The organism is Luminiphilus syltensis NOR5-1B, from assembly GCF_000158175.1.
Classification (GTDB): domain Bacteria; phylum Pseudomonadota; class Gammaproteobacteria; order Pseudomonadales; family Halieaceae; genus Luminiphilus; species Luminiphilus syltensis.
In genome coordinates this window covers 3,019,853-3,043,746 of the sequence record NZ_DS999411.1, presented here as the reverse complement: position 1 = coordinate 3,043,746, position 23,894 = coordinate 3,019,853, and the positions used below count along the sequence as shown (strand labels likewise).

Sequence of the window (23,894 nt, the reverse complement as noted above, 5' to 3'; positions counted from 1 at the left end):
GTCATCGGCAAGGAGGGACATCGGATTCCCCAGACTGACGCGATGTCCCATATTGCCGGACTGACTTTGATGAACGAAGGTACCTTGCGCGACTGGGTCAGGCACGCAAAGTTCAACGTGACCCAGGGTAAGAATTTCAATGCGTCGGGCTCGATCGGTCCGTGGATGGTGACGGCGGATGAATTTTCCGGAATGGATCAACTGCCCCTTGAGACGCGCGTGAACGGAGAGGTCCGCCAGCAGGACAACACCAGCAATCTGATGTTTCCCTTTGACTACCTGATCAGCTACCTGTCCATTTTTTACACGCTCAAACCCGGGGATATGATTTCCACCGGGACACCACTGGGCGCGGGTGCGCGATTTGATCCGCCGAAGTATCTGGTCCCCGGAGATATTATTGAGGTCGAGGTGCCTGGTATCGGTGTCCTCAGTAACGGGGTCGAGGATGATCCCACCGCCGATCCCGATATGACCTTGCAACTGCGCGATAATCGCCGTGGGTAGTAAGCAGTCTCATGAGGCGGCACTGAGCGATCTGCGCCGCTTTGACCAATCGCTGCCGATGCGGCTGTTGAAAGCCCACGAAGCGGTATTGCGCGCTTTCATTCCCCATCTTCGTGCCCACGATCTTTCAACCCAGCAGTGGCGAGTCATGCGCGCCCTCGGCGAGACAAAAACACTCGACATCAGTGAGCTTGCGGATTCCTGCTCATTGCTGCGACCCAGCGTCAGTCGGATTTTGCAGAATCTCGAGAGCCGCGGCATCACGCGCCGGCGCGTTTGCAGTGACGACAGTCGACGTTCGCTGGTATCCATTACCCCCAAGGGTCGCAAGCTGCTCGCCCAGCTCGCTCCCGAGTCCGAGGCGCGTTACGACTACATCGAATCTTGCTTTGGCGGAAGACAACTGACGCTGCTTTATCGACTGCTCGACGAGCTGGTTGGGAGTCTCAACGAGCCGCCGCCGGAATTTGGTGAGTTACCCGGAGAAAAATCGGGCAGGGCCTTGCGGTGAGAGGTTGCCATAGTGTCAGCTCGTCGCCGTTTCGCCGCGCTGCGTAGACTCAAAAATAAAATAGCCCTCGAAGCGATACGGATATTGAACATTAATTGCAACAAGCGTAACGTGTTACACATAAGGCGTCGGTCGGCGTCTTCACGCGATGGTCGTGCGCGCTTTGCGCATGCCGTCGGATAGAGTTTGGGGAAAGAAAAAATCCGTCAATAGATCGGGGAAACCGGCTTAGGGCGACCATGAACCGTTGGAGAGACACACCATGAAAAAACGAAACCCTTTGTATCTGGCTACCGGCGCGGCGCTGGCGCTTTCCCTCGGTGGAGGACTTGCGCAGGCCTCGGTATTGGAAGAAGTGATTGTCACGGCGCAAAAACGTGAGCAGAACCTGCAGGATGTGGGCGTATCGGTGACCGCCTACTCCGGTAATCAGCTCGACGCACTGGGTTTCGACAACAATGTCGACATTACCCAGCAGGTCCCTGGGATGCAGCTCAATACGTTCTCTCCGAGTTTGACCACGTTTAACATACGTGGCATTTCCCAGAACAACTTCACCGATAACCTTGAAGCACCTATTGCGGTTTATATCGATGATGCCTATGTCTCCAGCATGCAGGCCATCAACGGGCAGATGTTTGACATGCAACGTATGGAAGTGTTGCGCGGGCCCCAGGGCACGCTGTTTGGCCGCAACGCCACCGGCGGTCTGGTGCATTACATCACCAACAAAGCGACCGATGAGGAGCTCAATGGCTATGTCCAGGTAGAGGGCGGTGATTACAGTCGCAAGGCCGTTGAAGGCGCCGTTGGTGGCGCGATAAGCGACCGCGCAAGGTACCGTATCGCCGGTCGCTGGAACGAGATGGACGGTTATATCGAGTCGAAGCCCTTCCCCGGGTACGATGCTCCGCTGCCACCTCCCAGTGGTGTCGATATCGGCGGTATGGATGGTTATTCCGCGCGCATCGCGCTTCAGTTTGACGTCGGCGATCGAACGCTGGTTGATGTCATGGCGAAATACAGCGAAGACGATGGTGTGCCGACGGGGGGGTATAACTTCCTTCAATACGGATCCAATGCCGATGCCTATATTCCACAGGAATTCATTGATTTCACGACCGATGTGATTGGCGCCCCCGCTGAGGCTACCGCAGATATCTTTTTCTGTGAGAGCCAGATTGATTGTTTTGCACCGGTCAACGAAGCGGGTCTGGCGACCTTCCAGGGGGATGCCGACGAGCCTTTCGAGCACTATTCCGACTACCCGGGTTTCCTCGACCGCACCATTGAAAATTACACCGTCAACATTGAGCACGAATTTGTGTCGGGTATGCAGTTGCAGTCGATTACCAATTATCAGGCCATTGATAAATTCTACACCGAGGACGGCGATGGCATCCCGGTACCCATAATTGAATTCACCACGGTAGCGGATCAGACCCAGTTCAGTCAGGAATTCCGGCTCAGTGGTGACAGCGACAACTTCCGCTGGCAGACCGGCCTCTACTGGCTTGATATCGAAATGGACAACCAGGCGTTGACCGCCGGATCCCCAGCGTTTGGCGCCGCCAATGAACTGGGCTTTGGTGAGACGGCGATATCGCCGGCAGTGGAGCAGGATTACCAGATCGATGCCACCAACTGGTCGGTATTTGGTCAGGGTGAGTTCGACGTCAGCGACAGGCTTACGGTAATCGCAGGCCTGCGTTGGTCCCAGGACGATAAGGAGATGGATTTCGTCTCCAATTATCGTGATGACGCCGCGGGTGTTTTTGTGCCCAATCTGTTTAATTTCGAGGAGGTGGTCGACGCTGCCGGTGGCGATCAGGATGAAATTGATTACGGCGACTGGGCAGGGCGATTGCAGCTCGACTTCAGGGTGACTGAGGATACGTTGCTGTTTGCATCCTATAACCGGGGTATCAAGGGGGGTAACTGGACCGTCTCTGCCGGTGTGTCTCTGGATACGATCCGTCACGATGAGGAAATCCTCGATAGTTTTGAGGCGGGTTTCAAAACCCAGACCGCCGACGGCACCCTGCGTATTAACGGCACGGTGTTTTACTACGATTACACCGACTACCAGGCGTTTTCATTCAACGGCGGTACCCCCCAAATCCGAAACAGCGACGCGGAATCGATGGGCGGTGAGCTGGAGGTGTTCTGGACGCCCACCGAGAACTGGGATTTTGTTCTCGGCGCTTCGCTGCTTGATACCGAGGTCGATGAGGTGTTCGGCCCCGAATTACAGGCAACGCCGGTACCCGGGGTTGTGGTGGACTGGCCGGTCGACTCCATCAGTGGTTACGAGCTGCCCAACGCTCCCCGCTACAGCCTGAATTACCTGGCGCGTTACAACATGCCGCTGGGTGACAGTAGTTTGGCACTGCAGGTGGATGGCAACTTCAACGACGATCAGTGGTTCGAGGTGACCAACGAAGGGGGATCGCTGCAGGAAGCCTACAACGTGACCAACGCAAGAATTACCTGGACCACGGGTTCGGAAGCGCTTGAAATCGTGGCTTGGGTGAAAAACGTATTCGATGAAGAGTACAAGATCTACAACCTGAACCTTGGCATTCTTGGCAATACATCCCAGTACGCCCCGCCGCGTATGGTGGGTGGTCAGGTTCGCTACGCGTTCTGACTGCTTGATCTATCTTTTGCCGGGAGGCAGAGTTGAAGCGGGCGCAAGCCCGCTTTTTTTCGCCCGCTGATGTCTGCGATTGCTATCCTGCGGGTATGGCTGGAGAGAACAGGGCGCACTGAGTGCGCTATACCCTGATTTCATTGGGATCTTACCTATGACGGATTTAACCGACGAATTGTTGAGAAAGCGCCACCGGCTTATGGGGCGTTTCAGCCCCCTGTTTTATGAGGAACCCATTGTCGCCGTAAAGGGCGAGGGCTGTTATCTGTGGGATGCCGATGGGCGCCAGTACCTCGACGCTTATAACAATGTACCCCACGTGGGCCATTGCCATTCCCATGTGGTCGACGCGATTACCCGCCAGGCGTCCACACTCAACGTCCACACTCGGTATCTAAACCCGGTCGTACTCGATTATTCAGAACGCCTGCTGACAAAATTCGACGATTCGTTGGAGTCGGTGATTTACGCCTGCTCCGGGAGTGAAGCCAACGAGGCGGCGGTGCGAATGGCTCGACACTACACGGGGAAGCAGGGCGTTATCGTCACGGACCTCGCTTACCATGGAAACACCGAAGCGATTGCTGAGATGGGCACCGAGTTCATGCCCGAGTCGCGACATAGTCAGCGGGTGGCCACCTTCACAACCCCGGATCGCTATCGCGCGCCGTCGGGGCTTGTCGGTGATGCGCTGGCGGCTTATTTCCTTGAGACGGTCGATGCCGCTATCGCGAAACTTCAGGACAGCGGCGCGGGGGTTGCCGCTCTGCTGGTTTGCCCGGGCTTCGCCAACGAGGGCATTCCCGAGGCGCCGCCGGCATTTTTGAGCAAGGCTGCGGCGCGCGTGCGTGAAGCCGGGGGGCTGATTATTGCCGATGAGGTCCAGTTCGGCTTTGGCCGCTCGGCCACACACTGGTTTTCCCATCAGAAGTTTGGGGTGATACCGGATATTGTCACGCTGGGTAAACCCATGGGTAATGGCCATCCCATTTCGGCGGTTCTTGCCAGCCGTACCCTGGTCGAAAACTTCGGCGAGTGGGGGATGTACTTCAATACCTTTGCCGGCAATCCGGTATCCTGCGCCGCTGCCAATGCGGTACTCGATGTGCTGGAGACGGAGCAGTTACTGCCCCGCGCAGAACGAAACAGTAAAATTGTCTTTGATGCCTTGAAAGCGATGCAGTCCCGTTATGACTGCTTCGGGGATGTGCGCGAGGGTGGACTCTTCTTCGCGGTCGACCTGGTCGATGATCCGGTGGAAAAAACACCGGCCACCGCGCTCGCGAACAAGGTGGTCAACCAAATGCGCCAGCGCGGTGTGCTGATCAGTCGAATAGGACCCAATGACAACGTGCTGAAGATCAGGCCGCCGCTGGCCTTTGATAGCGAGCACGCCGACCAGCTCCTGACCACGCTTGAATCTGTCATGGAGGACGTTACCGGTGGATGAATTTTACCAACTGTCACCCGAACAGCAGGGTGAGCGACTGGTCGGCCTGGCGAGTAAGGCCTGCAAGTTATGGAATCTTTCGACTGACGATATTGCGCTTATCAAAATCCGCGAAAATGCCGTCTTCAAGGTGTGGGGCCTGGATGGCACGCCGAGGGCACTGCGTATTCATCGTGCCGGTTATCACAGCAACGATGGCCTTATAGAAGAGGCTGATTGGGTCCAGTATCTGGAGGCCAGCGGCTTGCCGGTGAACGCGCCCCGGCCCACGGCGTCAGGGGATAATTTTGTTGAAATCGACCACCCGGCGATCCCCGAGTCACGTCAGGTAGACGTCTTTGACTGGCTTGAGGGCGAAACCCTTGCGCAATGCGAAGAGGCGGGCGCGTCTCCCGAGGAAATGGCGGTGCACTACCGTCGATTGGGTACGCTGTCCGCGCAACTGCACAACGCGTCGCGGACGTGGAAGCGCGATATTCCCAGTGTTCGCGCGGCCTGGGACCTCGACGGTCTTTTCGGTGAGCAGCCTCGCTGGGGCCGTTTCTGGGAATGCCCGCGACTGACACCGGAGCAGCGGAAGCTGATGGAACGCGGCCGCAGCGAACTGACAAAGGCGTTGCGGGAATACAGCGCGCTGCCCGCCAGTAAAGCGGATTTTTGCATCATCCATGCAGACCTGATTCTCGATAACGTGATGGTTGTTGATGGCAATTTGGTGCTCATCGACTTTGATGATGCAGGCAACAGCTGGCCCTTGTTTGATATTGCGACCTCCCTGTATTTCGAGCAGGGCGAACCCCACTTTGATCATTGCTATCAGGCGATGCTTGAAGCGTATCTTGCAGTCCGCCCTGAGTTCGATGCGCAATTGGCTTACCTGCCCCTGTTTATGGCGGCGCGGGCAACGACCTATGTCGGCTGGGTGCACACCCGTTCGGAGACCGAGACCGCCAGAGAGCAGGGCGATGAGATGATCGATCGCTGCTGCACCGAACTTGAGCGATGGCTGAGTACATCGGCGGGCGCTTGAGAGGTTTGGATATGACAACAACATTTTTCAGTGTAAGAAGGCAGCCGACGAACCTCGGAGCGCTGTTGGCTTTCTGTCTGGCTCTGTCCTCGGTGCCGGTCAACGGGCAAGAGGAGTCATTGGGCCACACCGACGCTGCCCGACCCAATATTCTTTTGATCGTGGTCGACGATATGGGCTTTTCCGATCTCGGCGCATTCGGCGGCGAGATCGATACCCCCAATCTTGACCGTCTTGCCCGACACGGCCTTCGCTTCACGGACTTTCAGGTGATGCCCGCCTGCTCTCCGACCCGCGCGGCTTTGCTCTCCGGTATGGACCCGCATAGGGTGGGGTTTGGCTCGCTGGCGGAAGAGCTCGCCGACAATCAAAAAGGCCAGCCCGGATACACCTCGTATTTGCCGGAGGATTTGTCAACGCTGCCGCGACAGTTGCAGGATGCCGGTTACGCGACTCTGATGTCCGGTAAATGGCACCTGGGGTTCGAAGGCGGACGCGGGCCAAGACACTTTGGTTTCGATCGATCTTTTACGTTGTTTTCAGGCGGCGCCAGCCATTTTGCCGACGGCCTGCCAGCGTACTCTCCGGACCCGGAGGCGATGGCTTCTTATGTCGAGGATGATAAGCGTCTGGATTCGATGCCCGCTGATTTCACCTATTCCACTACCTACTACGTTGATTATCTGATGCGGCAATTGCAGCAGGTGGGCGATCAGCCGTTCTTTGCCTATCTTGCTTACACGGCACCCCACTGGCCGCTTCAGGCGCCAGACGCCACCATTGAGAAATATCTGGATCGTTATGGTGACGGCTACGAGGTGTTGCGTCGCGAGCGGCTTGACGCGCTCAAGGCCGAAGGCCTGGTTGGTGATAACGCTGCGGTATCGCCGCTACCGCCCAGGGTAAAACCCTGGGATTTGCTGTCTGCCGAGGAGCGAGCACGTGAAACTCGAGCAATGGCGGTCTATGCCGCTATGATTGATGAGGTCGATAAGGAGACGGGTAGGCTGCTCACGTTTTTGGAGCGGCGGGGTCAGCTCGACAATACGCTGATCCTGTTTTTTTCGGATAATGGTGCGGAAGGCCACGATCTCGATGAAACCTGGCCTGCTGATGTTTTTCCAAAGATTCGAGGGCAGATCGACCAGCGTTTTGATCACTCGACCGCGAACATGGGTAGGCCGGGTTCCTACACACTCTACGGGGCCGGTTGGGCCCACGCAGGATCGCCACATTTGCGGCTTTACAAAGCCTTTCCCAGCGAAGGCGGTACTCGGGTAGCGGCCTTTGCTTCGGGCTACGGTGTGGCGGCACGGGGGGTCTCGGACAGCACGATCACAGTGATGGATGTAATGCCGACCTTGCTTCAGGTTGCCGGTGTCAGCGCGAGCGGTGATTCCGACGTTACCGGCGATGGAATGTCCTTTGCTCCAGTACTCGCGGGCGTGGACGTTCCCACCGAGCAGCGGGAGTGGGGTGTCGAGTTCCTGGGCAAGCTCGCCCTGCGCCGGGGTCACTGGAAGCTATTGAAGCTGCCCCCGCCCTATGGTCCCGGGACCTTCACGCTGCATGATTTACGCCGTGATCTGGCAGAGTCCGTCGATGTTTCGGGTCAATACCCTGAGGTTTTCGCCAGCCTGAAACTCGCCTATGACGCTTATAAAGATAAGAATCAGGTGGTCATTCCCGATTGGGTCAGCGGTTATTAACCTTCGGAATGTGTGCTGAAGCGCTCGTGGAATGAGCCAATCGGTGCGCCAAGAAACCCATTTTGTGACAGCAGGGTTTCTGTGATGTAGCTGAGAGGGCGTGGCAAGATCGTGGTAGAGTCCCGCGACCAGTTCCCGGCACTGGTTACCCGCCCAGCCGCTCGACAGCAAGTCATCGGGTAGCGGCGTATCCCGTAACAAGGTACGACGGTAGTCGTGAATCATAAGCAGGCGGGCGATGAAGGCTTCCTGTGGTGCAGGTTTCATGCCCTTATCCAGCGACCGGCGTAACGGCCTGAATAGCTTTATGAGCTGACTGTAGCTATCACCCACGGTATCGAGATCCCACTGTTCGCTGACGTGTTGCCGTAGATGCTTCTTTTGGGTCAGAGGCGATGTCTTTGCCTCCATGACAATGACAGAGTCCTCCAGATCGAATTCGTCGAGGAGATCTTTTAATGCGCTGTCATCAATACTGGGGCGCGCAAAGGTGCCATTGGTGAGTGCACGAAAACCCAACCATTGCAGACTGCGGCGAAAGTCATCCCGTTTGCGCTCGGGTAGCTGAGTCGGTAATACCAGTTGCCAGCCACCCCGCCAGTTACCGTTATCCGACGAGTAGATGCGCCGCGCAGCACGCTGGTATTCCAGCGCGCCGTAATCGGTGAATCGATAAAAGCTTTTGCGACCCAGCTTATCGACACCGAGCCAATCCTCCTTGACCAGGCGAAACACCGAGGTCCTGACCAGTCGATCGTTGATGCCGAGATCTTCCAGCGCTGCTGCGATACTTCCCAGCCAGATCACTTTGCCATGCTGAGAGACTACATCACCGAATAGCGTAATGATCAGGGACTTCGCTCTGATGGGCGTGCGCGACTGGAAGTCGTCGACGATGCGCTGAATTTCTTTTTTCATTGGTATCTGACTTTCAAGTTCCTACGTCGACTTTATAATTGATACAAAAATATTGATTTTTTTGTATATTCTGTTTTACTTTACGCGCCTGTCGACTCAACGACAACAATAAAGAGGCTATGCAGTGAGTGATCTTTACGGGCCCAATTTGGCCACCGTTCGTGCCATGTCGCGTGACGAGGTGGAGAGTGTACAGCTGTCGCGGTTAAAGGAAACCGTTCAGCATGTCTACCAGAACTCCCCCGTTTATCGGGACCTGTTCTCGCAGGCGGGTGTTCATCCGGATGATCTGGTGTCGCTGTCTGATATTGCCAAATTCCCTTTCACGACCAAGCAGACCCTTCGCGAGCACTATCCTTTCGGCATGTTTGCTGTCCCGCGTGATCAAATATCCCGAATCCATGCCTCCAGCGGCACCACAGGCAAGCCAACGGTGGTGGGCTATACCGCCGAAGATATCAGTCACTGGGCGAACTGCACCGCGCGATCGATCGAGGCGGCTGGTGGACGAGCCGGTGACCGCGTGCACGTGGCCTATGGCTACGGCTTGTTCACCGGCGGTCTGGGTGCACACTACGGTGCCGAACGTCTCGGGTGCACGGTTATTCCCATGTCGGGTGGTCAAACTGAAAAGCAGGTGCAATTGCTGCAGGATTTTGAGCCGGACATCATCATGGTCACACCGTCTTATATGCTCAATATCGCGGATGAGATGGAGCGTCAGGGTGTGGATCCCGCAGAACTCAAGTTGCGTATCGGCATCTTCGGTGCCGAACCCTGGACCGATGCGATGCGAAAAGCCATCGAGGCTCGTTGTCACATCGATGCCACCGATATTTATGGTCTTTCCGAGGTTATGGGGCCGGGCGTTGCCCAGGAATTCGTAGACACCAAGGACGGACCAACGATTTGGGAAGACCACTTTCTCCCTGAAATCATTGATCCTGATACCGGAGAGGTGCTTCCCGACGGTGAAGAAGGTGAGCTGGTATTCACCAGTCTGACCAAGCGCGCCTTCCCGGTTATTCGCTACCGAACCCGGGACTTAACCAAACTGCTACCCGGAACCGGATGCAAGATGCGTCGTATGGCCAAAATTACCGGTCGTAGCGACGACATGTTGATTATCCGCGGGGTTAACGTCTTTCCTTCCCAGATTGAAGAGCAGCTGCTTTCGCTCAAGCACCTCGCGCCACACTATCAGATTGAGGTCAGTCGCTCGGGCAATCTCGATAACGTGGTTGTCCATGTCGAACCCGGAGAGGGTGTGCACGCTGACGAAGGCGCGCAGACGGGGCAGCAATTACAGCATTTGATCAAGACCCATATTGGCATTAGTGCGAAAGTAAAGGTCCACGGAAATGGCGGTGTTCCGCGCTCCGATGGCAAAGCCAAGCGGGTAGTTGATCACCGCAAGTAAGACGTAACCCCTAGCAAAACCAACAACCGGTTTATTGATAACAACACGTAATGGAGTCTGATGATGATCTTTGAGCAGAAAAAATTAAATCGCGCGTGCCGCCTCGGGCTATCGGTTCTGCTGGGAAGCAGCACCGCGGCCATGTTAGACGTGAGGTCTGCCCATGCTCAGGCGGGCCAGCTTGAGGAGGTGATTGTCACCTCGAACTACCGCGAGCAGAATCTGCAGGACGTCGCCCTCGCGGTCACCGCCATATCCGGTGACGAGCTCAACGAGGCACAGATCTTTGGTCCAACCGAGATCGCCTACAAGGCGCCGGGAATGGCCTATGCCGAATTTGCGCCGGGCCAGGCCATTGTTTCCATGCGCGGTATCAGTTCGGCTGACGACGGCGCAGGCATGGATAACTCCGTCGTGATGTTCCTCGATGGTGTCTACGTCGGCAGTATTGCGAGCATCAACCAGGAGCTATTCGATGTGGAGCGCATCGAAGTGCTGCGCGGTCCTCAGGGAACCCTGTTTGGACGTAATGCGATTGGTGGTGTGCTCAATGTGACCACCCTGAAGCCTTCTGAGGAAACCAATGTTCGCGCAGAGGTCTCCGCCGGTAATGAGGGGAATCTGCGCTATCAGGGGCTGGTCTCGGGGCCGCTTACCGATTCACTGTCAGGAAAGTTGGTGTACAACCACCGAGAGCACGATGGCTACGTCGAAAATATCGTATTGGGTATCGATCAGCAGGATGCGGATATAACGTCCTACCGGGGCCAGCTGCGCTGGGAGACCGAAAACATGGACTGGCTGTTCTCCGCCGATTACATGGAGGACGAGCGTGAGGATATGGGCCGCGTCCCGGTGGTCTCTGGCACAGCACCTACGGTGGAGCTGTGGCGTGAGCAGGGCGGCTCCTTCCGAAAAGTGACGGCACCGGTGGGTACCCGTGCCGAGGGCGGTGGTTCAGACCGCGAGACGAGTGGTTTTAGCTTACAGGGTGATATCGAATTCGAGGCCGGTACCTTGACCACGATTACTGCCTTTCGCAACGCCGAAACCGACTGGGGAATGGCCTCAATCGGTGTGGGTATTCCGGTAGAGATCATCGATGACATTGTCCAGGATATCGATACCTTCACACAGGAGCTCCGCTGGACTTCCAGTCTTGATGGTAATTTTAATTATGTCGCCGGACTCTATTACCTCGATGAAGAGACCGATCGCACCGAGCAGTTCCGGCTGTTGCTGCCGGGGCCCGGTGATATTGGCAATGAAGTCTCCCGCCAGGTGAATGAAACAACCAGTTATGCCGCGTATTTTCAGGGTGAGTATGATTTCTCGGATGCGCTGACCTTGACGGTGGGCCTGCGTTATACCGAGGATGAAAAAGACACGCGTTCTATCTCTGTCAACTGTGGCCAACCGGCTGCAGTGGATTACCCCGAGTATTGCGAGGGGGTTGGTGGCAGCCTTGCGATCATCGCCCAAACCTTTGATGTCGATGCGAATGAGAGCTGGAGCGATGTGTCTCCCAAGGTGAGCTTAACCTACCGGCCGAACGATACGACCATGGTTTATGGAACCGTGGCGTACGGCTTCAAGAGCGGTGGCTTTGGCGGTGCTCCGGGGACTCCTGAGCAGGCGCAAACGCCGGTTGATCCGGAAGATGCCATCAATTACGAATTGGGATTCAAGGGCGACTTCTTCGATCAGTCACTGCGTCTGAATGCCGCAGCCTTTTACATCGATTATCAGGACTTACAGATTGTTCGCTTTGGTCCAACCGAGGCCAATCCCGAATTCGGTTCTTTTATCACCGACAACATTGGCGAGGCAGATATCTATGGTCTGGAGACCGAGTTCACCTGGATGCCCACGGATAACTTCCGTTTAAGTGGTAACTACTCCTACCTCGATACGGAAATCAACGATCTGATCATCGCGGGCTCGGGTGGTGAAGTGGATCTTTCGGGCAGTGAATTGCGGCAGGCCCCTGAGAATAAGTACTCGTTGACGGCCCGCTACGATTTTCCATTGAGTGGCGGTTCGCTGATAACGGTTCGTGGCGACTACTCGCATACGGATGAGCAAATCAACGACTATCTCAACCAGGACACGACTATCGATGAGTTTGATTTGATCGACGCACGGCTTTCATGGCAGTCCGCCGATCAAAATTGGACAGTGGCGGCCTGGGGTAAAAACCTGACCGATGAGGAATATATTTCGCACACCTATGTTATCGGCCCAGGTGTAATTGGTGTTTGGGGTCACCCGCGCACCTATGGATTGTCGGTTAGCTATGAAATGTAATCAGCAGTAAACGAAAGGCCGCTAACGCGGCCTTTTTTTTTCACCGACGTTTTTGGGTGTCAACCATGTCAAAAATAAAAGCGTGTTTTTTTCTTACGTTGGCCATTTTTCTGGCCAGCTGCTCTTCGTTGCCTGCCAGGGTCGAGACAGCGCCTGATCGGTCGGTAGACTCGGGTGAGGCCGTCACCGTCTATCGGGATGCCTTTGGCACGCCACACATTTTCGCCGACAGTAACTACGGTGTCTTTTTCGGCTACGGCTACTCGGTCGCCGAGGATCGCTTGTTTCAAATGGAAATGCTCAGGCGAACCGCCTGGGGAACTGTTTCTGCTGTGCTTGGCGAGCGGTATGCGCCGCTCGATACGATGTTGCGAACGCACTATCACCTTGATTCGATCCGGTCACAGGTCGCTCAACTCGACGAACGGGACCGGGCTATTCTGCAGGGTTATGCAGACGGATTTAACGCTAAGGTGCGTGAACTGACCGCGGATCCCGAGCAGATGCTGCCCAAGCCTTTTATCGACTACGATTTCACGCCTTCCGAGTGGTCCGCGAATGATGTGGCGGCGATCTTCGTCGCAGCGATTGCCTTTCGCTACGCTGACTTTAATTCAGAGCGCGACAATCTCGGTTTTTTACAGGCGATGGAGCGAAAACACGGCAAAGACCTGGCCTGGGATTTATTCAACACTTGCAAATGGTTATTTGATGCCAGCTCGCCCACAACGGTGGCTGACCAGCCGGTTCCCTCTGTCGATCTGCTCCGCCCTTCCTATCTCGATGACCTCGCGGATAGCAGTGGTTCTGAGCGTTTGGTGTTGGATGAAAGCGGAGGTTTTTCGGGGACCAGCAAGCGCCCGGAGATGGCCGGTCGGTTGAGGGCTCAGCTGATGGCTCAGGGTTTTTTGAGCCATCCCGAGTTTTCTCCTGCCAGTAATTACTGGGCGATATCGGACCTTGATGACGCTCCCGGTGCGCTATTAAACGGTCCTCAATTCGGATTCTCCATGCCGGGTTATGTTTATGGCTTTGGTTTGCATGGGGGTGACTTCGATGTCGTGGGCAACACCCTGTTGGCGTTGCCGGCAATGTTGTTCGCCCATAACAATTCAATTGCCTGGGGGAGCACGGCGGGACTCAGTGACCAGACCGACGAGTACATGCTTACGTTAAACCCTGCCAATCCCGAGCAGTACTGGTATGGCGATGAGTGGGTTGAGTTTGACCGGTGGAGCGAGCGTATCGAGGTTCGCAATAGCGATACCCTGATAGTAGAGGCGCGCCGCAGCGTCCAGGGTATGGTGCTCGACCACTCTCCCGATCAAGGGGTCGCGTGGGTCAGGGCCAGGGCCTGGGAGGGTAACGAACTCGACTCCTTGATGGCGTGGGTATGGATTGCAACCGATCGATCCATTGAGCCCGCAGTCGAGCGGATCGGCGATAAAGTAACCAACATCAATATGTATCTGATGGACGTTGACGGACGACAGGCCTACGTACACAGCGGCCGCTATCCCCAACGCAGGCCGACCCATGATTCTCGACTGCCCGCCATTGGTGATGGCTCGCAGGATTGGCTTGGACTTCGTTCTTATGCCGACAATCCCAAGGTCATAGACCCAGACAAGGGCTATCTCGTTAACTGGAACAACCGGCCCTCGGCGGACTGGCGCAGTTCAGATCTTTGGAGTGCGACCTGGGGTAAGGCGGATCGAGTCAGCATTTTGATCGATGCCATAGAGGGTCTCGAGGATAAAACGGTGGCGAATATGGTGGCCATCAATGAGCAAAGCACATTCGCTGATACCAACTTGCCGTTCCTGCTCACGGCGTTGAATCGCGCTTTGACCTCTGCGGATATTGAAGCGCCAGTTCAAGACGCGCTACAACGCCTGAATAACTGGGATGGGCAATGGCGGGCTGATGCCGACGGCCTTTATGCGCCCGCAGCGACCATTGCGGAAGCCTGGCTCAGCGAATTACTCCAGCAGACGTTCTATGACGATATCGGTGCCAGTTATTGGCATCTCTTTTCGGCGACCCATTATCCCACCACCCACGCCGGACCCTCGATTGGCCCTGCACCCGGTACAAAAATAATTGTGCGACATCTGGATGTGGTGGGCCGCGGGCAAATACCGTCGTACGATTTTTTTAATGGCGAATCGATCGACGATGTGATGGCCCGCAGCTTTGTTGCTGCGATCGATCGCCTGCGTGCTTCATGGGGCGATGATAGTTCCAGGTGGCTGATCAAAGCGCCCCTTATGCGCTGGCTTCCTGCTAATTTTCGCGGTGTGCCCCAGGCGAGTGAGTCAAACTCGGTAGCGGCACCTCAGTATCAGAATCGAGGTAGCGAAAATAATGTGTTTATTGCCACGGGCGATGGATTTCGGGGCTTCGATGTCATTCCTCCCGGTCAGGGGGGGCATCTTCTGCCCTCAGGACAGCCGGCGCCTCATTACGATGACCAGCTCGAACTCTACAACGGGTTTGAACACAAGCCGGTGTATTTCACTCGCACCGAGGTCGAGGAAAATGCGATGTCGAAGCGGGTTCTGATACCGGCTCGGTAATCCGGATCCAGGTGATTGTTGCCCCGGCGGGCAGCTTCACCGTGACGGCTTCACGCGCGGCGGGTTTTGCGAGCGCCAATGCCCACGGTGAGGCTGTAGAGTGATTTTATGGCGGCAAACCACGGGTAAGCGGTTTGCGGCCTTGGCCCCGCACTGGGCTGGGGTCTCAATCCGCTTTAAGTATGCCCTCAATGACGGCGGCTATGGCGAGCAGCCTGCGATCAGTACCGGCGGGTCCATCAAGTTCTATACCCACAGGTGCGCCGGACGGCGTTTCGCCGGCGGGGAGGCTAATGCCGGGTATGCCGGCGTTGGACGCAGGATCAGTGTTCCTGATGTAGGTCTGGAACGTGGGTTGGCGTCCGCTCGTCGTAGGCACCGTCTCAAGATTTCCTGCGGCGGGCAAGGCGGGTAGGGAGGTGGTTGGGAAGATGACCGCCGATACTCCATGTGCTTCGAAATACGCTCGATAGACTGCCTGTAGCTTGGGTCGCTGTGTGTTTAACGCCAGTTGGTAGTTCTCCTCGCTAATCGCGCCTTCGACCGCCTGGCTAACCACGCCGCGGACATCGTCATCGGCAATCTGGTTAATGAGGTCGGACACCGTCAGATCGATACCATGCGTGCTGAGATAACCCGGTAGCAGCTGACTCGTTTCGTAGAGAACCACGGGAAAGCCCACCGCATTATTGAGCTCCAACAGGTTATTGATGTCAGCTCGAACCAGTGTGACCCCCGCATTTTCAAGTCTGCTGAGTGCGTCTTCAGTGATTTGCCGAACCTCGGGGTGCAGGTCTTTATAAAAATAGGACTCGGGTACGCCAAGGCGGAGGTCTTTGGGTGCGATCGATTCAAGCGCCGATAAGGGCTCACCCGCCATCACACTGTCGAGAAGAGCCGCTGTTTTAACATCATGAGTAATCGGGCCTGCCGTATCTCGCGTTTGCGATATGAGTGTCATACCGTTGTTGGGATAGCGGCCGGTTGTGGGTCTGAAGCCAACTAGCCCATTGAGTGCCGCGGGAATCCGCACCGATCCGCCCGTATCCGTGCCGATTCCGGCATCGGCGAGCCCTAAGGCAACGGCGACTGCGGTACCGCCGCTGGAGCCTCCGGGTAAAAGTGTGTCATCACGGGCGTTGGCGACATGCCCATAAGCAACGTTTGCACTGGTAATCCCGTAGGCCAGCTCATGCATATTATTCTTGCCAACAATCGTTGCGCCGGCGTTTAACAGTCTTTCAATGATCGTTGCATGCTCCAGCGGAACGAAGTTGGCCAGTGCCGGGGTACCTGCTGTATTGGGTAGTCCTGCTACATGGACATTGTCTTTGATGCATAACCTCAGGCCCTCAAGCGAACCAGACGCCAGAGGGGCGACCTCAGATAGCGTGATGAAGCTGGCATTGGCAGTCGGGTTGACCGTGAAGGGTGACACTGAATAGGTGCCATCCGGTGGAGCTGGAAGATCTACAGGGGGCTGACTGTTATCCCGGTTTTCGCTGTGGGCGAGTCGAATCGGTGCAGCAACGGTGAGGCACGTGCTTAGTGCAATGCCAATTCCGAGTAGATAACGTTTTGGGGCCATACCGCCGAACTCCTTTTGGTTCCCATAATAAATCATTGAATTTTTCTGTGCCGCCTTTACATTCCCATAAAAGTATTACAAAATCCTCTAAAATAATATTAATTTTGTATCGGTTTAGACGGTCGTTGTGTTGGTTCTTAAGATCGCATAATCAGGGGAAAGGATTTGAAGCTGACAAGCTATGTCGCAGGTGCCTGGGTCGAAGGCCAGGACGAAGGGAAGCTGGTGGTTGACGCCGTTCGGGGCGAACCCGTCTGTCGGGTCAGCAGTGCGGGCATCGATTTCGCCAAGGTAGTGCAATACGCGCGTGATGTTGCTGGCCCCAAGCTGCGCGCAATGACGTTTATCGAGCGCGCGGCGATGCTCAAAGCCCTCGCCAAACACTTAATGACCAAGAAAGAGGATTTCTACACGCTCTCCTTCAAGACGGGCACCACCCGCGCCGATGCCTGGCCCGATGTGGAAGGTGGTATTGGCACCGTTTTCAGTTTCGCGAGTCTGGTTAACCGCGAGTTCCCCAATGACGTTGTCATGGTCGAGGGAGAAATGGAGCGTTTGTCACAGCAGGGAACCTTCGTAGGTCGGCACATACTGACTTCCAAGCCCGGCGTCGCTGTGCACATCAACGCCTATAATTTTCCGATCTGGGGCATGCTGGAAAAGATAGCGCCCAGTCTCGCTGCGGGGGTGCCGGTAATCGTCAAGCCGGCAACGCAAACCGCGTATCTGACGCAGGCCTGCGTCAGGGAAATGGTAGATTCCGGTTTGCTTCCCGAGGGTGCGGTACAGCTGATTTGCGGTAGTACCGGTGACCTGCTCGATCACCTCAACGAGCAGGACGTGGTCACGTTTACCGGGTCGGCCTCGACGGGAAAAATGCTGCGTAACCACCCCAATTTGCTGGCGAATTCAGTGCCGTTCAATATGGAGGCCGATTCGCTGAACTGTGCCATTCTTGGACAGTCGGTCAAGCAGGGTGACCCTGAATTTGACCTGTTTGTTAAAGAGGTCGTCCGCGAGATGACGACCAAGGCGGGGCAGAAGTGCACCGCGATTCGACGGGTCATTGTTCCTGAGGAATCGATCGACGCTGTAATTGATGCGATTTCTGCACGGCTCAAAAAGGCCGTTATGGGAGACCCGGAACTGGACGGCGTCCGCCTCGGTGCTTTGGTCAGTACCGACCAGGTCGACGATGTCCGCGACAGGGTCGAGCAGTTGAGCGCCGAGGCAGCGATTGTCTTCGGTGGCGATGAAGCGGTTGCATTGGAAGGTTTGGAGGCCGGAAGTGGCGCTTTCTACCCCGCGACACTACTGCGCTGTGATAATCCGCTGCAGGCCGATCGTATCCATAGTGTTGAGGCATTTGGTCCCGTGGCGACCGTCATGCCCTATCAGTCCCTCGAAGACGCCGTGACACTCGCGCGAATGGGTAAAGGGTCGCTGGTCGGTTCTTTGTTTACCCATGACCCTGAAGAAGCACGGACCGTCATATTGGGTGCAGCACCCTGGCACGGACGGATGCTGGTGCTCGACCGCGATTGTGCCAAGGAATCTACCGGGCATGGTTCACCGTTGGCCAATCTGGTTCATGGCGGCCCGGGTCGCGCCGGTGGCGGTGAGGAACTCGGTGGTGCCCGGGCGGTAAAGCACTATCTGCAGCGAACGGCCTTGCAGGGATCTCCGACATCATTGATGGGTGTCACTCGTGAGTACCATGCCGGAGCAAAAACCTTTTCCGATGGCATTCACCCGTTCAAGAAACACTTCGAGGCCCTGCAGATCGGCGAAACGCTGGTCACCCATCGCCGCACGGTGACCGAAGCCGATATTGTTAACTTTGGCTGTATCAGCGGCGATCACTTTTACGCCCACTTCGACGCCATAGCCGCCAAGGATTCCTTTTTCGGTGAGCGTGTTGCCCATGGTTATTTTGTCATATCCGCAGCGGCGGGAATGTTTGTCGACCCCAATCCTGGTCCCGTGATTGCCAATTATGGGCTTGAAAATCTCAGGTTCGTGGAGCCTGTTCCACCGGGTACGACCATCCAGGCGAAGCTGAGTGTGAAGCGGAAGATCAAGAAGCCGCGCCGAGAGGGTGAAAAGCCCAATGGTGTAGTGGTCTGGGCGGTTGAGGTGACCAACCAGGAAGGAGAGCCTGTCGCCTTGTACGATATTCTCACCCTTGTCGTACGTCAGGATGAGGACTGAGCGCGTGGCGTTTGAGACTATTATTTTCGAGGTCGCGGAGTCGGTTGCAACGCTGACGCTCAACCGACCTGATGCGCTCAACAGTTTTACGGCCGTCATGCATTCAGAAGTGGCAGACGCATTGGATCAGTGCGCCTCGGACGTCGACATTCGGGCGGTTGTTATTACCGGAGCCGGCAGAGGGTTCTGTGCCGGTCAGGATCTGAATGATCGCAATGTGTCTCCCGGGGGGGCGCGAGTGGATTTGGGGGAGTCGGTAGGGAAATTTTACAACCCGCTTATCCGACGAATCACGTCGATGCCCAAGCCGGTCCTGTGCGCGGTTAATGGTGTTGCAGCGGGTGCAGGAGCGAACATCGCTTTGGCGTGCGATCTGGTATTTGCTGCGCGGTCGGCCAAATTTGTCGAAAGCTTCGCCATGCTTGGATTGATTCCTGACTCCGGCGGTACCTGGCATCTCCCTCGCCTTGTCGGTATGGCTCGCGCAAAGGGTATGTCCATGCTAATGCCGAAAGTTACCGCCGATGAGGCAGAGCAGTGGGGCTTGATCTGGAAAGCGGTGGACGATGACGCGCTGCTGGATACCGTCGGTGACCTCGCGCGACATCTGGCCACTCAGCCTACACGGGGTTTCGCGCTAACAAAGCAGGCGTTTTCAGCGTCGATGACCAACACGCTCGACGAGCAGTTGTCGCTGGAGCAGGAGCTCATGCGCACCGCCGGCTTCACCGATGACTACGCCGAAGGGGTTGCCGCCTTCCTTGAAAAGCGCACACCGCGCTACACGGGGAAGTGACGATGGATACCGATAGCCTGGCTCGCGCTGCTGCCGCCGCCATGTGGGCGGATGATCGTGCGACGGCTGCAATGGGCATGACGCTGGATCACGTGACCCACGGTGCCGCGACGATGTCGATGTCGGTCCGGGATGACATGGTGAATGGCCATAATATCTGCCACGGCGGTTTTATTTTTGCGTTGGCCGATAGCGCCTTTGCATTCGCCTGCAACAGTCACAACCGGATCAGTGTGGCGTCGGGCGCCCGAATTGAGTTTATTCGGCCCGCACAGCTCGGGGATCATTTAAGCGCAGTGGCGACGCAAATCCATCAGGGCAGGCGCACGGGTGTGTATGACGTGTCCGTGACCAATTCGGATGGCGGTGTCGTCGCTGTGTTTCGTGGTAACTCCGCTACTATCGGCGGAGAGCTCGTAACATTGGATGAACAGGGAGAACAGCAGGATGCCTGACGTTTTTATCTGCGACGCTGTCCGGACGCCTATTGGGCGCTATGGTGGTGCACTGTCAAGCGTCAGGGCCGACGATCTTGGTGCGGTTCCCATGGCTGCGTTGCAAAAGCGTAACCCCGAGGTCGATTGGTCGGCCGTCGACGATATCTGGTATGGCTGTGCCAACCAGGCGGGCGAAGATAATCGGAATGTGGCACGCATGAGCGCGCTGATTGCCGGGCTTCCGGAATCGGTTCCCGCCGTCACCCTGAACCGTTTGTGCGGATCGGGTATGGACGCCATCGGCAGTGCCGCTCGCGCCATCAAGGCGGGTGAAGTCAAGCTGGCTATTGCCGGCGGCGTCGAGTCGATGAGTCGAGCGCCTTTTGTTATGGGCAAAGCCAGCAGTGCTTTTGATCGCAGTGTGAAGAGTTACGACACCACGATTGGCTGGCGGTTTGTGAATCCGGTGATCCACCGACAGTTCGGTACCGATTCCATGCCTGAAACCGCCGAAAATGTGGCAGAGCAGTTCGGGATCAGTCGTGAAGACCAGGATGCATTCGCACTTCGGTCGCAGCAGCGCGCCGTGGCAGCCGAGGATGCGGGTCACTTTGATGCGGAGTTGGTTTCCGTGACGATTCCCCGGCGTAAAGGTGACGATCTGGTCGTTGATCGCGATGAACAGCCCCGACGCGAAACGTCGATCGAAGCCCTCGGGCGCCTGCCTACACCGTTTCGCGAAGGCGGATCGGTGACGGCGGGGAATGCATCCAGCGTCAACGATGGCGCCTGTGCACTGCTGTTGGCCAATAAGGCCACCAGTAACTTGTATGGGCTGACTCCGATGGCGCGGGTTCTGGGTATGGCGACGACCGGGCTTGCACCCCGAATTATGGGGTATGGCCCCTATGAGGCTGCGAACAAGGTACTGGCCCAGGTCAACCTTTCCATCGACGCTATGGATGTCATCGAGCTCAATGAAGCCTTCGCTGCACAGGGTCTCGCGGTACTGCGTGGATGGGGTCTCCCCGATAACGCAGCGCAGGTAAATCCCAACGGTGGGGCGATTGCGCTCGGGCATCCACTGGGTATGAGCGGCGCGCGTCTGGTGACAACCGCCGCCTACGAGTTGCAGCGTACACAGGGCCGGTACGCACTGTGCACCATGTGCATTGGTGTCGGTCAGGGTATTGCTTTGATCATTGAACGCATTTAATTGAATTGAAACCAGGAGAACGATGATGAATGACAACGTAGTTGCGCTCCCCGATGAGCATAAATTTCAGGCCCGGATTGATGCCGAAGAAAAAATCGAACCCAAGGATTGGATGCCGGAAGGTTATCGAAAAAATCTGATCCGTCAGATGTCACAGCACGCGCACTCCGAAGTGGTGGGTGAGCAGCCTGAGGGCAACTGGATAACCCGTGCCCCCAGCCTTGAAAGAAAGGCTATTTTGCTGGCCAAAGTTCAGGATGAAGCGGGCCATGGCCTCTATCTATATAGCGCGGCTGAAACGCTGGGTGCCACCCGCGATGAAATGATCGAAGCGCTGCACGAGGGCAAGGCAAAGTACGCCTCAATCTTTAACTATCCTTCGCTGACCTGGGCGGATATCGGCGCCATTGGCTGGCTCGTGGACAGCGCTGCCATTGTTAACCAGGTTTCGCTTCAGAACACCAGCTACGGACCTTATGCCCGGGCAATGATTCGAATTTGTAAGGAAGAAAGTTTCCACCAGCGTCAGGGCTACCACATCATGATGACCTTGATGGATGGCTCCGACGAACAAAAGGCGATGGCGCAGGATGCGATCAATCGCTGGTGGTGGCCCGCCATGATGATGTTTGGTCCCCACGATGGTGAGTCTGCGCACTCGGCGCAATCCATGAAGTGGAAGATCAAGCGGCGCTCGAATGATGACCTGCGTCAGCAGTGGGTCGATCAGGCGGTGCAACAGGCCCACGCAATAGGTCTGGAAGTCCCTGATGATGATCTCACCTGGAATGAAGAACGTGGTCACTACGACTTTGGACCGATCGACTGGGATGAGTTCAACCGTGTCATTGCCGGCGATGGTCCCTGCAACCGACAGCGGCTGGCGCACCATAAAAAAGCCCATGACGACGGCGCCTGGGTGCGCGAAGCCATGTCCGCTTACGATGCCAAGCGTCGCGCCAAAAGTAGCGCGGCTTAAATAAAAGGGGATTTGCAATGACCGACGAATTACAACTCTACGAGGTCTTCATCCGCTCACGGCGTGGACTCGACCATAAGCATGTGGGGAGCCTGCACGCGGATGACCCACAACAGGCGCTGGAGTATGCGCGGGATGTGTATACACGGCGCAGCGAGGGCGTCAGTATTTGGGTCGTGGCGTCCAGGGATATTACTGCTTCCCAGGAATCAGACTGTGAATCCTTCTACGACCCTCTGGACGATAAGCCCTATCGCCATGCATCGATGTATCAGATGCCCGAGGGAGTGGATAGTCTATGACTGACAGTGCTCTGATCGCCAAGTTTGCGGTGCGCCAGGGCGATGACGCCTTGGTTTTGGGGCACCGTCTGTCTGAATGGACCAGCCGATCACCGTTTCTCGAGGAAGATCTGGCGCTGACTAATGTTGCCCTCGATTTTGTCGGCCGTGCGCGAATGTTTTACCAGTATGCGGCCACGCTAACCGGTGGCGACGCCAACGAGGATACCTTTGCTTACACTCGCGATGCTCGTGAATTCAGCAATCTTCTGATTTGTGAACTGCCTAGGGGTGATTTTGCATTCACGATCTGCAGACAGTATCTCTATGACGCCTTTGCCCTGCCTTTCATGCAGGCGCTAATGAAAAGTAGCGACCAACAGCTGGCGGCGATAGCAGCGAAAGCGGAGAAAGAGACCAAGTACCACGTGCGTCGCGATACGGACTGGATGCTGCGCCTCGGTGACGGAACCGAAGAAAGTCAGGGACGAATGCAAAAAGCCCTCGACGACTTGTGGGGGTACACCGGGGAATTGTTTGACGTCGATGACGTTGATCGCGCACTGATCGCCGAGGGCATTGTGCCTGACGTCAGCCTGTTGCGTGATCAGTGGCTGGAGACCGTTTCCGATACCATTGCCCGCGCCAACCTCGAATTGCCACAGGCAGACTGGAAAGCGGCCGGCGGTAGAGACGGCATACATACCGAGTCCCTCGGTTTTCTGCTCGCCGAGCTGCAATCCGTGCAACGCGCCTACCCTGGCCTTAAGTGGTAACCGGTGGTGGTTGACGAAGCCAATGTCATCCCCTTGCTACCCGTCGAAGAGCTCGAGCGTCGGCAACGCCGGATTAACTCGGAATGCCCCGACCTCTGGCGGATTCTCGATGACGTCATGGATCCGGAGATACCGGTTATCTCACTTTATGAACTGGGCGTACTGCAGGACGTATCCGAGCGCGACGGGCACGTGCACGTGTTGTTGACGCCTACCTACGTTGGCTGTCCGGCGATGAAGGTGATGGAGGAGGACGCGCGTATTGCACTTGAGGCGGCGGGCTATCCCGATGTAACCGTCGAGACCCGGCTTTCACCGGCATGGACAACCGCGTGGTTGAGTAACGAGGCGCGAAGCAAAATGGCCGCCTATGGCATTGCAGCACCCGATAGCGAAGCCGCCCAATGTCCCCAGTGTGGCAGTGAGGACGTCCAGCAAATCAGCGAATTTGGTTCCACAGCCTGCAAGGCGCTTTTCAAGTGCAATGCCTGCGCTGAACCTTTTGATCTTTTCAAGGCGATTTAAT

The 23,894-nt window shown here is 56.3% G+C and carries 18 protein-coding genes and 1 pseudogene; 17 read left to right on the top strand and 2 right to left on the bottom strand.

The features are described 5' to 3' along the window. The 6 genes from NOR51B_RS13820 to NOR51B_RS15745 form a co-directional block, all read left to right on the top strand. On the top strand, positions 1 to 507 hold a 507-nt coding region (locus NOR51B_RS13820), incomplete at its 5' end, for a fumarylacetoacetate hydrolase family protein (RefSeq protein ID WP_040482157.1). Then, positions 500 to 1,018, top strand: coding sequence for a homoprotocatechuate degradation operon regulator HpaR (gene hpaR, locus NOR51B_RS13815; protein WP_009020394.1), 519 nt, complete (start codon positions 500 to 502; stop codon positions 1,016 to 1,018). The genes NOR51B_RS13820 and hpaR, both read left to right, overlap by 8 nt. A gap of 262 nt (positions 1,019 to 1,280) precedes the next feature. Further along, positions 1,281 to 3,668 (top strand): TonB-dependent receptor, encoded by a 2,388-nt coding sequence (locus tag NOR51B_RS13810; protein ID WP_009020120.1) that lies wholly within the window; start codon positions 1,281 to 1,283, stop codon positions 3,666 to 3,668. A gap of 157 nt (positions 3,669 to 3,825) precedes the next feature. After that, entirely contained in the window at positions 3,826 to 5,121 is a 1,296-nt protein-coding gene (locus tag NOR51B_RS13805; protein ID WP_009019152.1) for an aspartate aminotransferase family protein, read from the top strand. Beyond that, positions 5,114 to 6,151 (top strand): phosphotransferase enzyme family protein, encoded by a 1,038-nt coding sequence (locus NOR51B_RS13800; RefSeq protein WP_009020660.1) that lies wholly within the window; start codon positions 5,114 to 5,116, stop codon positions 6,149 to 6,151. Before NOR51B_RS13805 ends, NOR51B_RS13800 begins: the two co-directional genes overlap by 8 nt. 11 nt (positions 6,152 to 6,162) lie before the next feature. Next, complete coding sequence (locus NOR51B_RS15745; RefSeq protein ID WP_230198477.1) at positions 6,163 to 7,860, top strand: arylsulfatase; 1,698 nt, start codon at positions 6,163 to 6,165, stop codon at positions 7,858 to 7,860. Positions 7,861 to 7,956: 96 nt separating this feature from the next. On the opposite strand, the pseudogene NOR51B_RS15315 reads toward NOR51B_RS15745, so the two are convergent. After that, positions 7,957 to 8,778, bottom strand: a pseudogene (locus NOR51B_RS15315) (PaaX family transcriptional regulator); the annotation flags it as partial. 124 nt (positions 8,779 to 8,902) lie between these two features. Between NOR51B_RS15315 and paaK the strand changes: the two are divergent. The 3 genes from paaK (at position 8,903) to NOR51B_RS13780 (ending at position 15,084) form a co-directional block, all read left to right on the top strand. After that, entirely contained in the window at positions 8,903 to 10,198 is a 1,296-nt protein-coding gene (gene paaK / locus NOR51B_RS13790; RefSeq protein WP_009019166.1) for a phenylacetate--CoA ligase PaaK, read from the top strand. Positions 10,199 to 10,258: 60 nt separating this feature from the next. Beyond that, positions 10,259 to 12,505: a TonB-dependent receptor gene (locus tag NOR51B_RS13785; RefSeq protein WP_009020906.1), complete on the top strand. Its 2,247-nt coding sequence runs from the start codon at positions 10,259 to 10,261 to the stop codon at positions 12,503 to 12,505. Positions 12,506 to 12,570: 65 nt separating this feature from the next. Then, positions 12,571 to 15,084 carry a penicillin acylase family protein gene (locus NOR51B_RS13780; protein ID WP_009020590.1) on the top strand — a complete coding sequence of 838 codons (2,514 nt, stop codon included), beginning with the start codon at positions 12,571 to 12,573 and terminating at the stop codon, positions 15,082 to 15,084. Positions 15,085 to 15,250: 166 nt separating this feature from the next. Here the strand turns inward: NOR51B_RS13780 and NOR51B_RS13775 are convergent, their stop codons facing one another. Next, positions 15,251 to 16,672, bottom strand: a complete 1,422-nt coding sequence (locus NOR51B_RS13775; RefSeq protein ID WP_154647683.1) for an amidase family protein — start codon at positions 16,670 to 16,672, stop codon at positions 15,251 to 15,253. 165 nt (positions 16,673 to 16,837) lie between these two features. On the opposite strand from NOR51B_RS13775, the gene paaZ reads away from it, so the two are divergent. Genes paaZ through paaD form a run of 8 tightly spaced genes read left to right on the top strand, consistent with a single transcriptional unit; the run spans position 16,838 to position 23,893 of the window. After that, positions 16,838 to 18,883: a phenylacetic acid degradation bifunctional protein PaaZ gene (gene paaZ, locus NOR51B_RS13770; protein WP_009021429.1), complete on the top strand. Its 2,046-nt coding sequence runs from the start codon at positions 16,838 to 16,840 to the stop codon at positions 18,881 to 18,883. A 4-nt stretch (positions 18,884 to 18,887) separates the two neighbouring features. Further along, the gene (gene paaG, locus NOR51B_RS13765) at positions 18,888 to 19,679 is read left to right on the top strand and encodes a 2-(1,2-epoxy-1,2-dihydrophenyl)acetyl-CoA isomerase PaaG (protein WP_009020684.1); all 792 of its coding nucleotides are present in this window, start codon (positions 18,888 to 18,890) and stop codon (positions 19,677 to 19,679) included. Between the two features lie 2 nt (positions 19,680 to 19,681). Next, positions 19,682 to 20,134, top strand: a complete 453-nt coding sequence (paaI, locus tag NOR51B_RS13760) for a hydroxyphenylacetyl-CoA thioesterase PaaI (protein ID WP_009020982.1) — start codon at positions 19,682 to 19,684, stop codon at positions 20,132 to 20,134. Then, entirely contained in the window at positions 20,127 to 21,332 is a 1,206-nt protein-coding gene (gene pcaF, locus NOR51B_RS13755) for a 3-oxoadipyl-CoA thiolase (protein WP_009019742.1), read from the top strand. Before paaI ends, pcaF begins: the two co-directional genes overlap by 8 nt. 25 nt (positions 21,333 to 21,357) lie before the next feature. Next, the gene (gene paaA / locus NOR51B_RS13750) at positions 21,358 to 22,311 is read left to right on the top strand and encodes a 1,2-phenylacetyl-CoA epoxidase subunit PaaA (RefSeq protein WP_040482156.1); all 954 of its coding nucleotides are present in this window, start codon (positions 21,358 to 21,360) and stop codon (positions 22,309 to 22,311) included. A 17-nt stretch (positions 22,312 to 22,328) separates the two neighbouring features. Next, a complete protein-coding gene (paaB, locus tag NOR51B_RS13745) occupies positions 22,329 to 22,613 on the top strand; it encodes a 1,2-phenylacetyl-CoA epoxidase subunit PaaB (RefSeq protein ID WP_009019957.1) in 285 nt (94 codons plus the stop codon). Then, the gene (gene paaC / locus NOR51B_RS13740) at positions 22,610 to 23,368 is read left to right on the top strand and encodes a 1,2-phenylacetyl-CoA epoxidase subunit PaaC (protein WP_009019503.1); all 759 of its coding nucleotides are present in this window, start codon (positions 22,610 to 22,612) and stop codon (positions 23,366 to 23,368) included. Before paaB ends, paaC begins: the two co-directional genes overlap by 4 nt. A 3-nt stretch (positions 23,369 to 23,371) precedes the next feature. Further along, a complete protein-coding gene (gene paaD, locus NOR51B_RS13735) occupies positions 23,372 to 23,893 on the top strand; it encodes a 1,2-phenylacetyl-CoA epoxidase subunit PaaD (RefSeq protein ID WP_009020665.1) in 522 nt (173 codons plus the stop codon). Position 23,894 lies beyond the last annotated feature (1 nt).

What these genes read in the sequence shown, in the direction of transcription:
- paaB (WP_009019957.1), top strand. Translation starts at nt 22,329, where the DNA reads ATGACCGACGAATTACAACTCTACGAGGTCTTCATCCGCTCACGGCGT.
- paaA (WP_040482156.1), top strand. Translation starts at nt 21,358, where the DNA reads ATGAATGACAACGTAGTTGCGCTCCCCGATGAGCATAAATTTCAGGCC.
- NOR51B_RS13775 (WP_154647683.1), bottom strand. Translation starts at nt 16,672, where the DNA reads ATGGCCCCAAAACGTTATCTACTCGGAATTGGCATTGCACTAAGCACG.
- paaC (WP_009019503.1), top strand. Translation starts at nt 22,610, where the DNA reads ATGACTGACAGTGCTCTGATCGCCAAGTTTGCGGTGCGCCAGGGCGAT.
- NOR51B_RS13780 (WP_009020590.1), top strand. Translation starts at nt 12,571, where the DNA reads ATGTCAAAAATAAAAGCGTGTTTTTTTCTTACGTTGGCCATTTTTCTG.
- NOR51B_RS13810 (WP_009020120.1), top strand. Translation starts at nt 1,281, where the DNA reads ATGAAAAAACGAAACCCTTTGTATCTGGCTACCGGCGCGGCGCTGGCG.
- pcaF (WP_009019742.1), top strand. Translation starts at nt 20,127, where the DNA reads ATGCCTGACGTTTTTATCTGCGACGCTGTCCGGACGCCTATTGGGCGC.
- NOR51B_RS13785 (WP_009020906.1), top strand. Translation starts at nt 10,259, where the DNA reads ATGATGATCTTTGAGCAGAAAAAATTAAATCGCGCGTGCCGCCTCGGG.
- paaI (WP_009020982.1), top strand. Translation starts at nt 19,682, where the DNA reads ATGGATACCGATAGCCTGGCTCGCGCTGCTGCCGCCGCCATGTGGGCG.
- NOR51B_RS15745 (WP_230198477.1), top strand. Translation starts at nt 6,163, where the DNA reads ATGACAACAACATTTTTCAGTGTAAGAAGGCAGCCGACGAACCTCGGA.
- NOR51B_RS13805 (WP_009019152.1), top strand. Translation starts at nt 3,826, where the DNA reads ATGACGGATTTAACCGACGAATTGTTGAGAAAGCGCCACCGGCTTATG.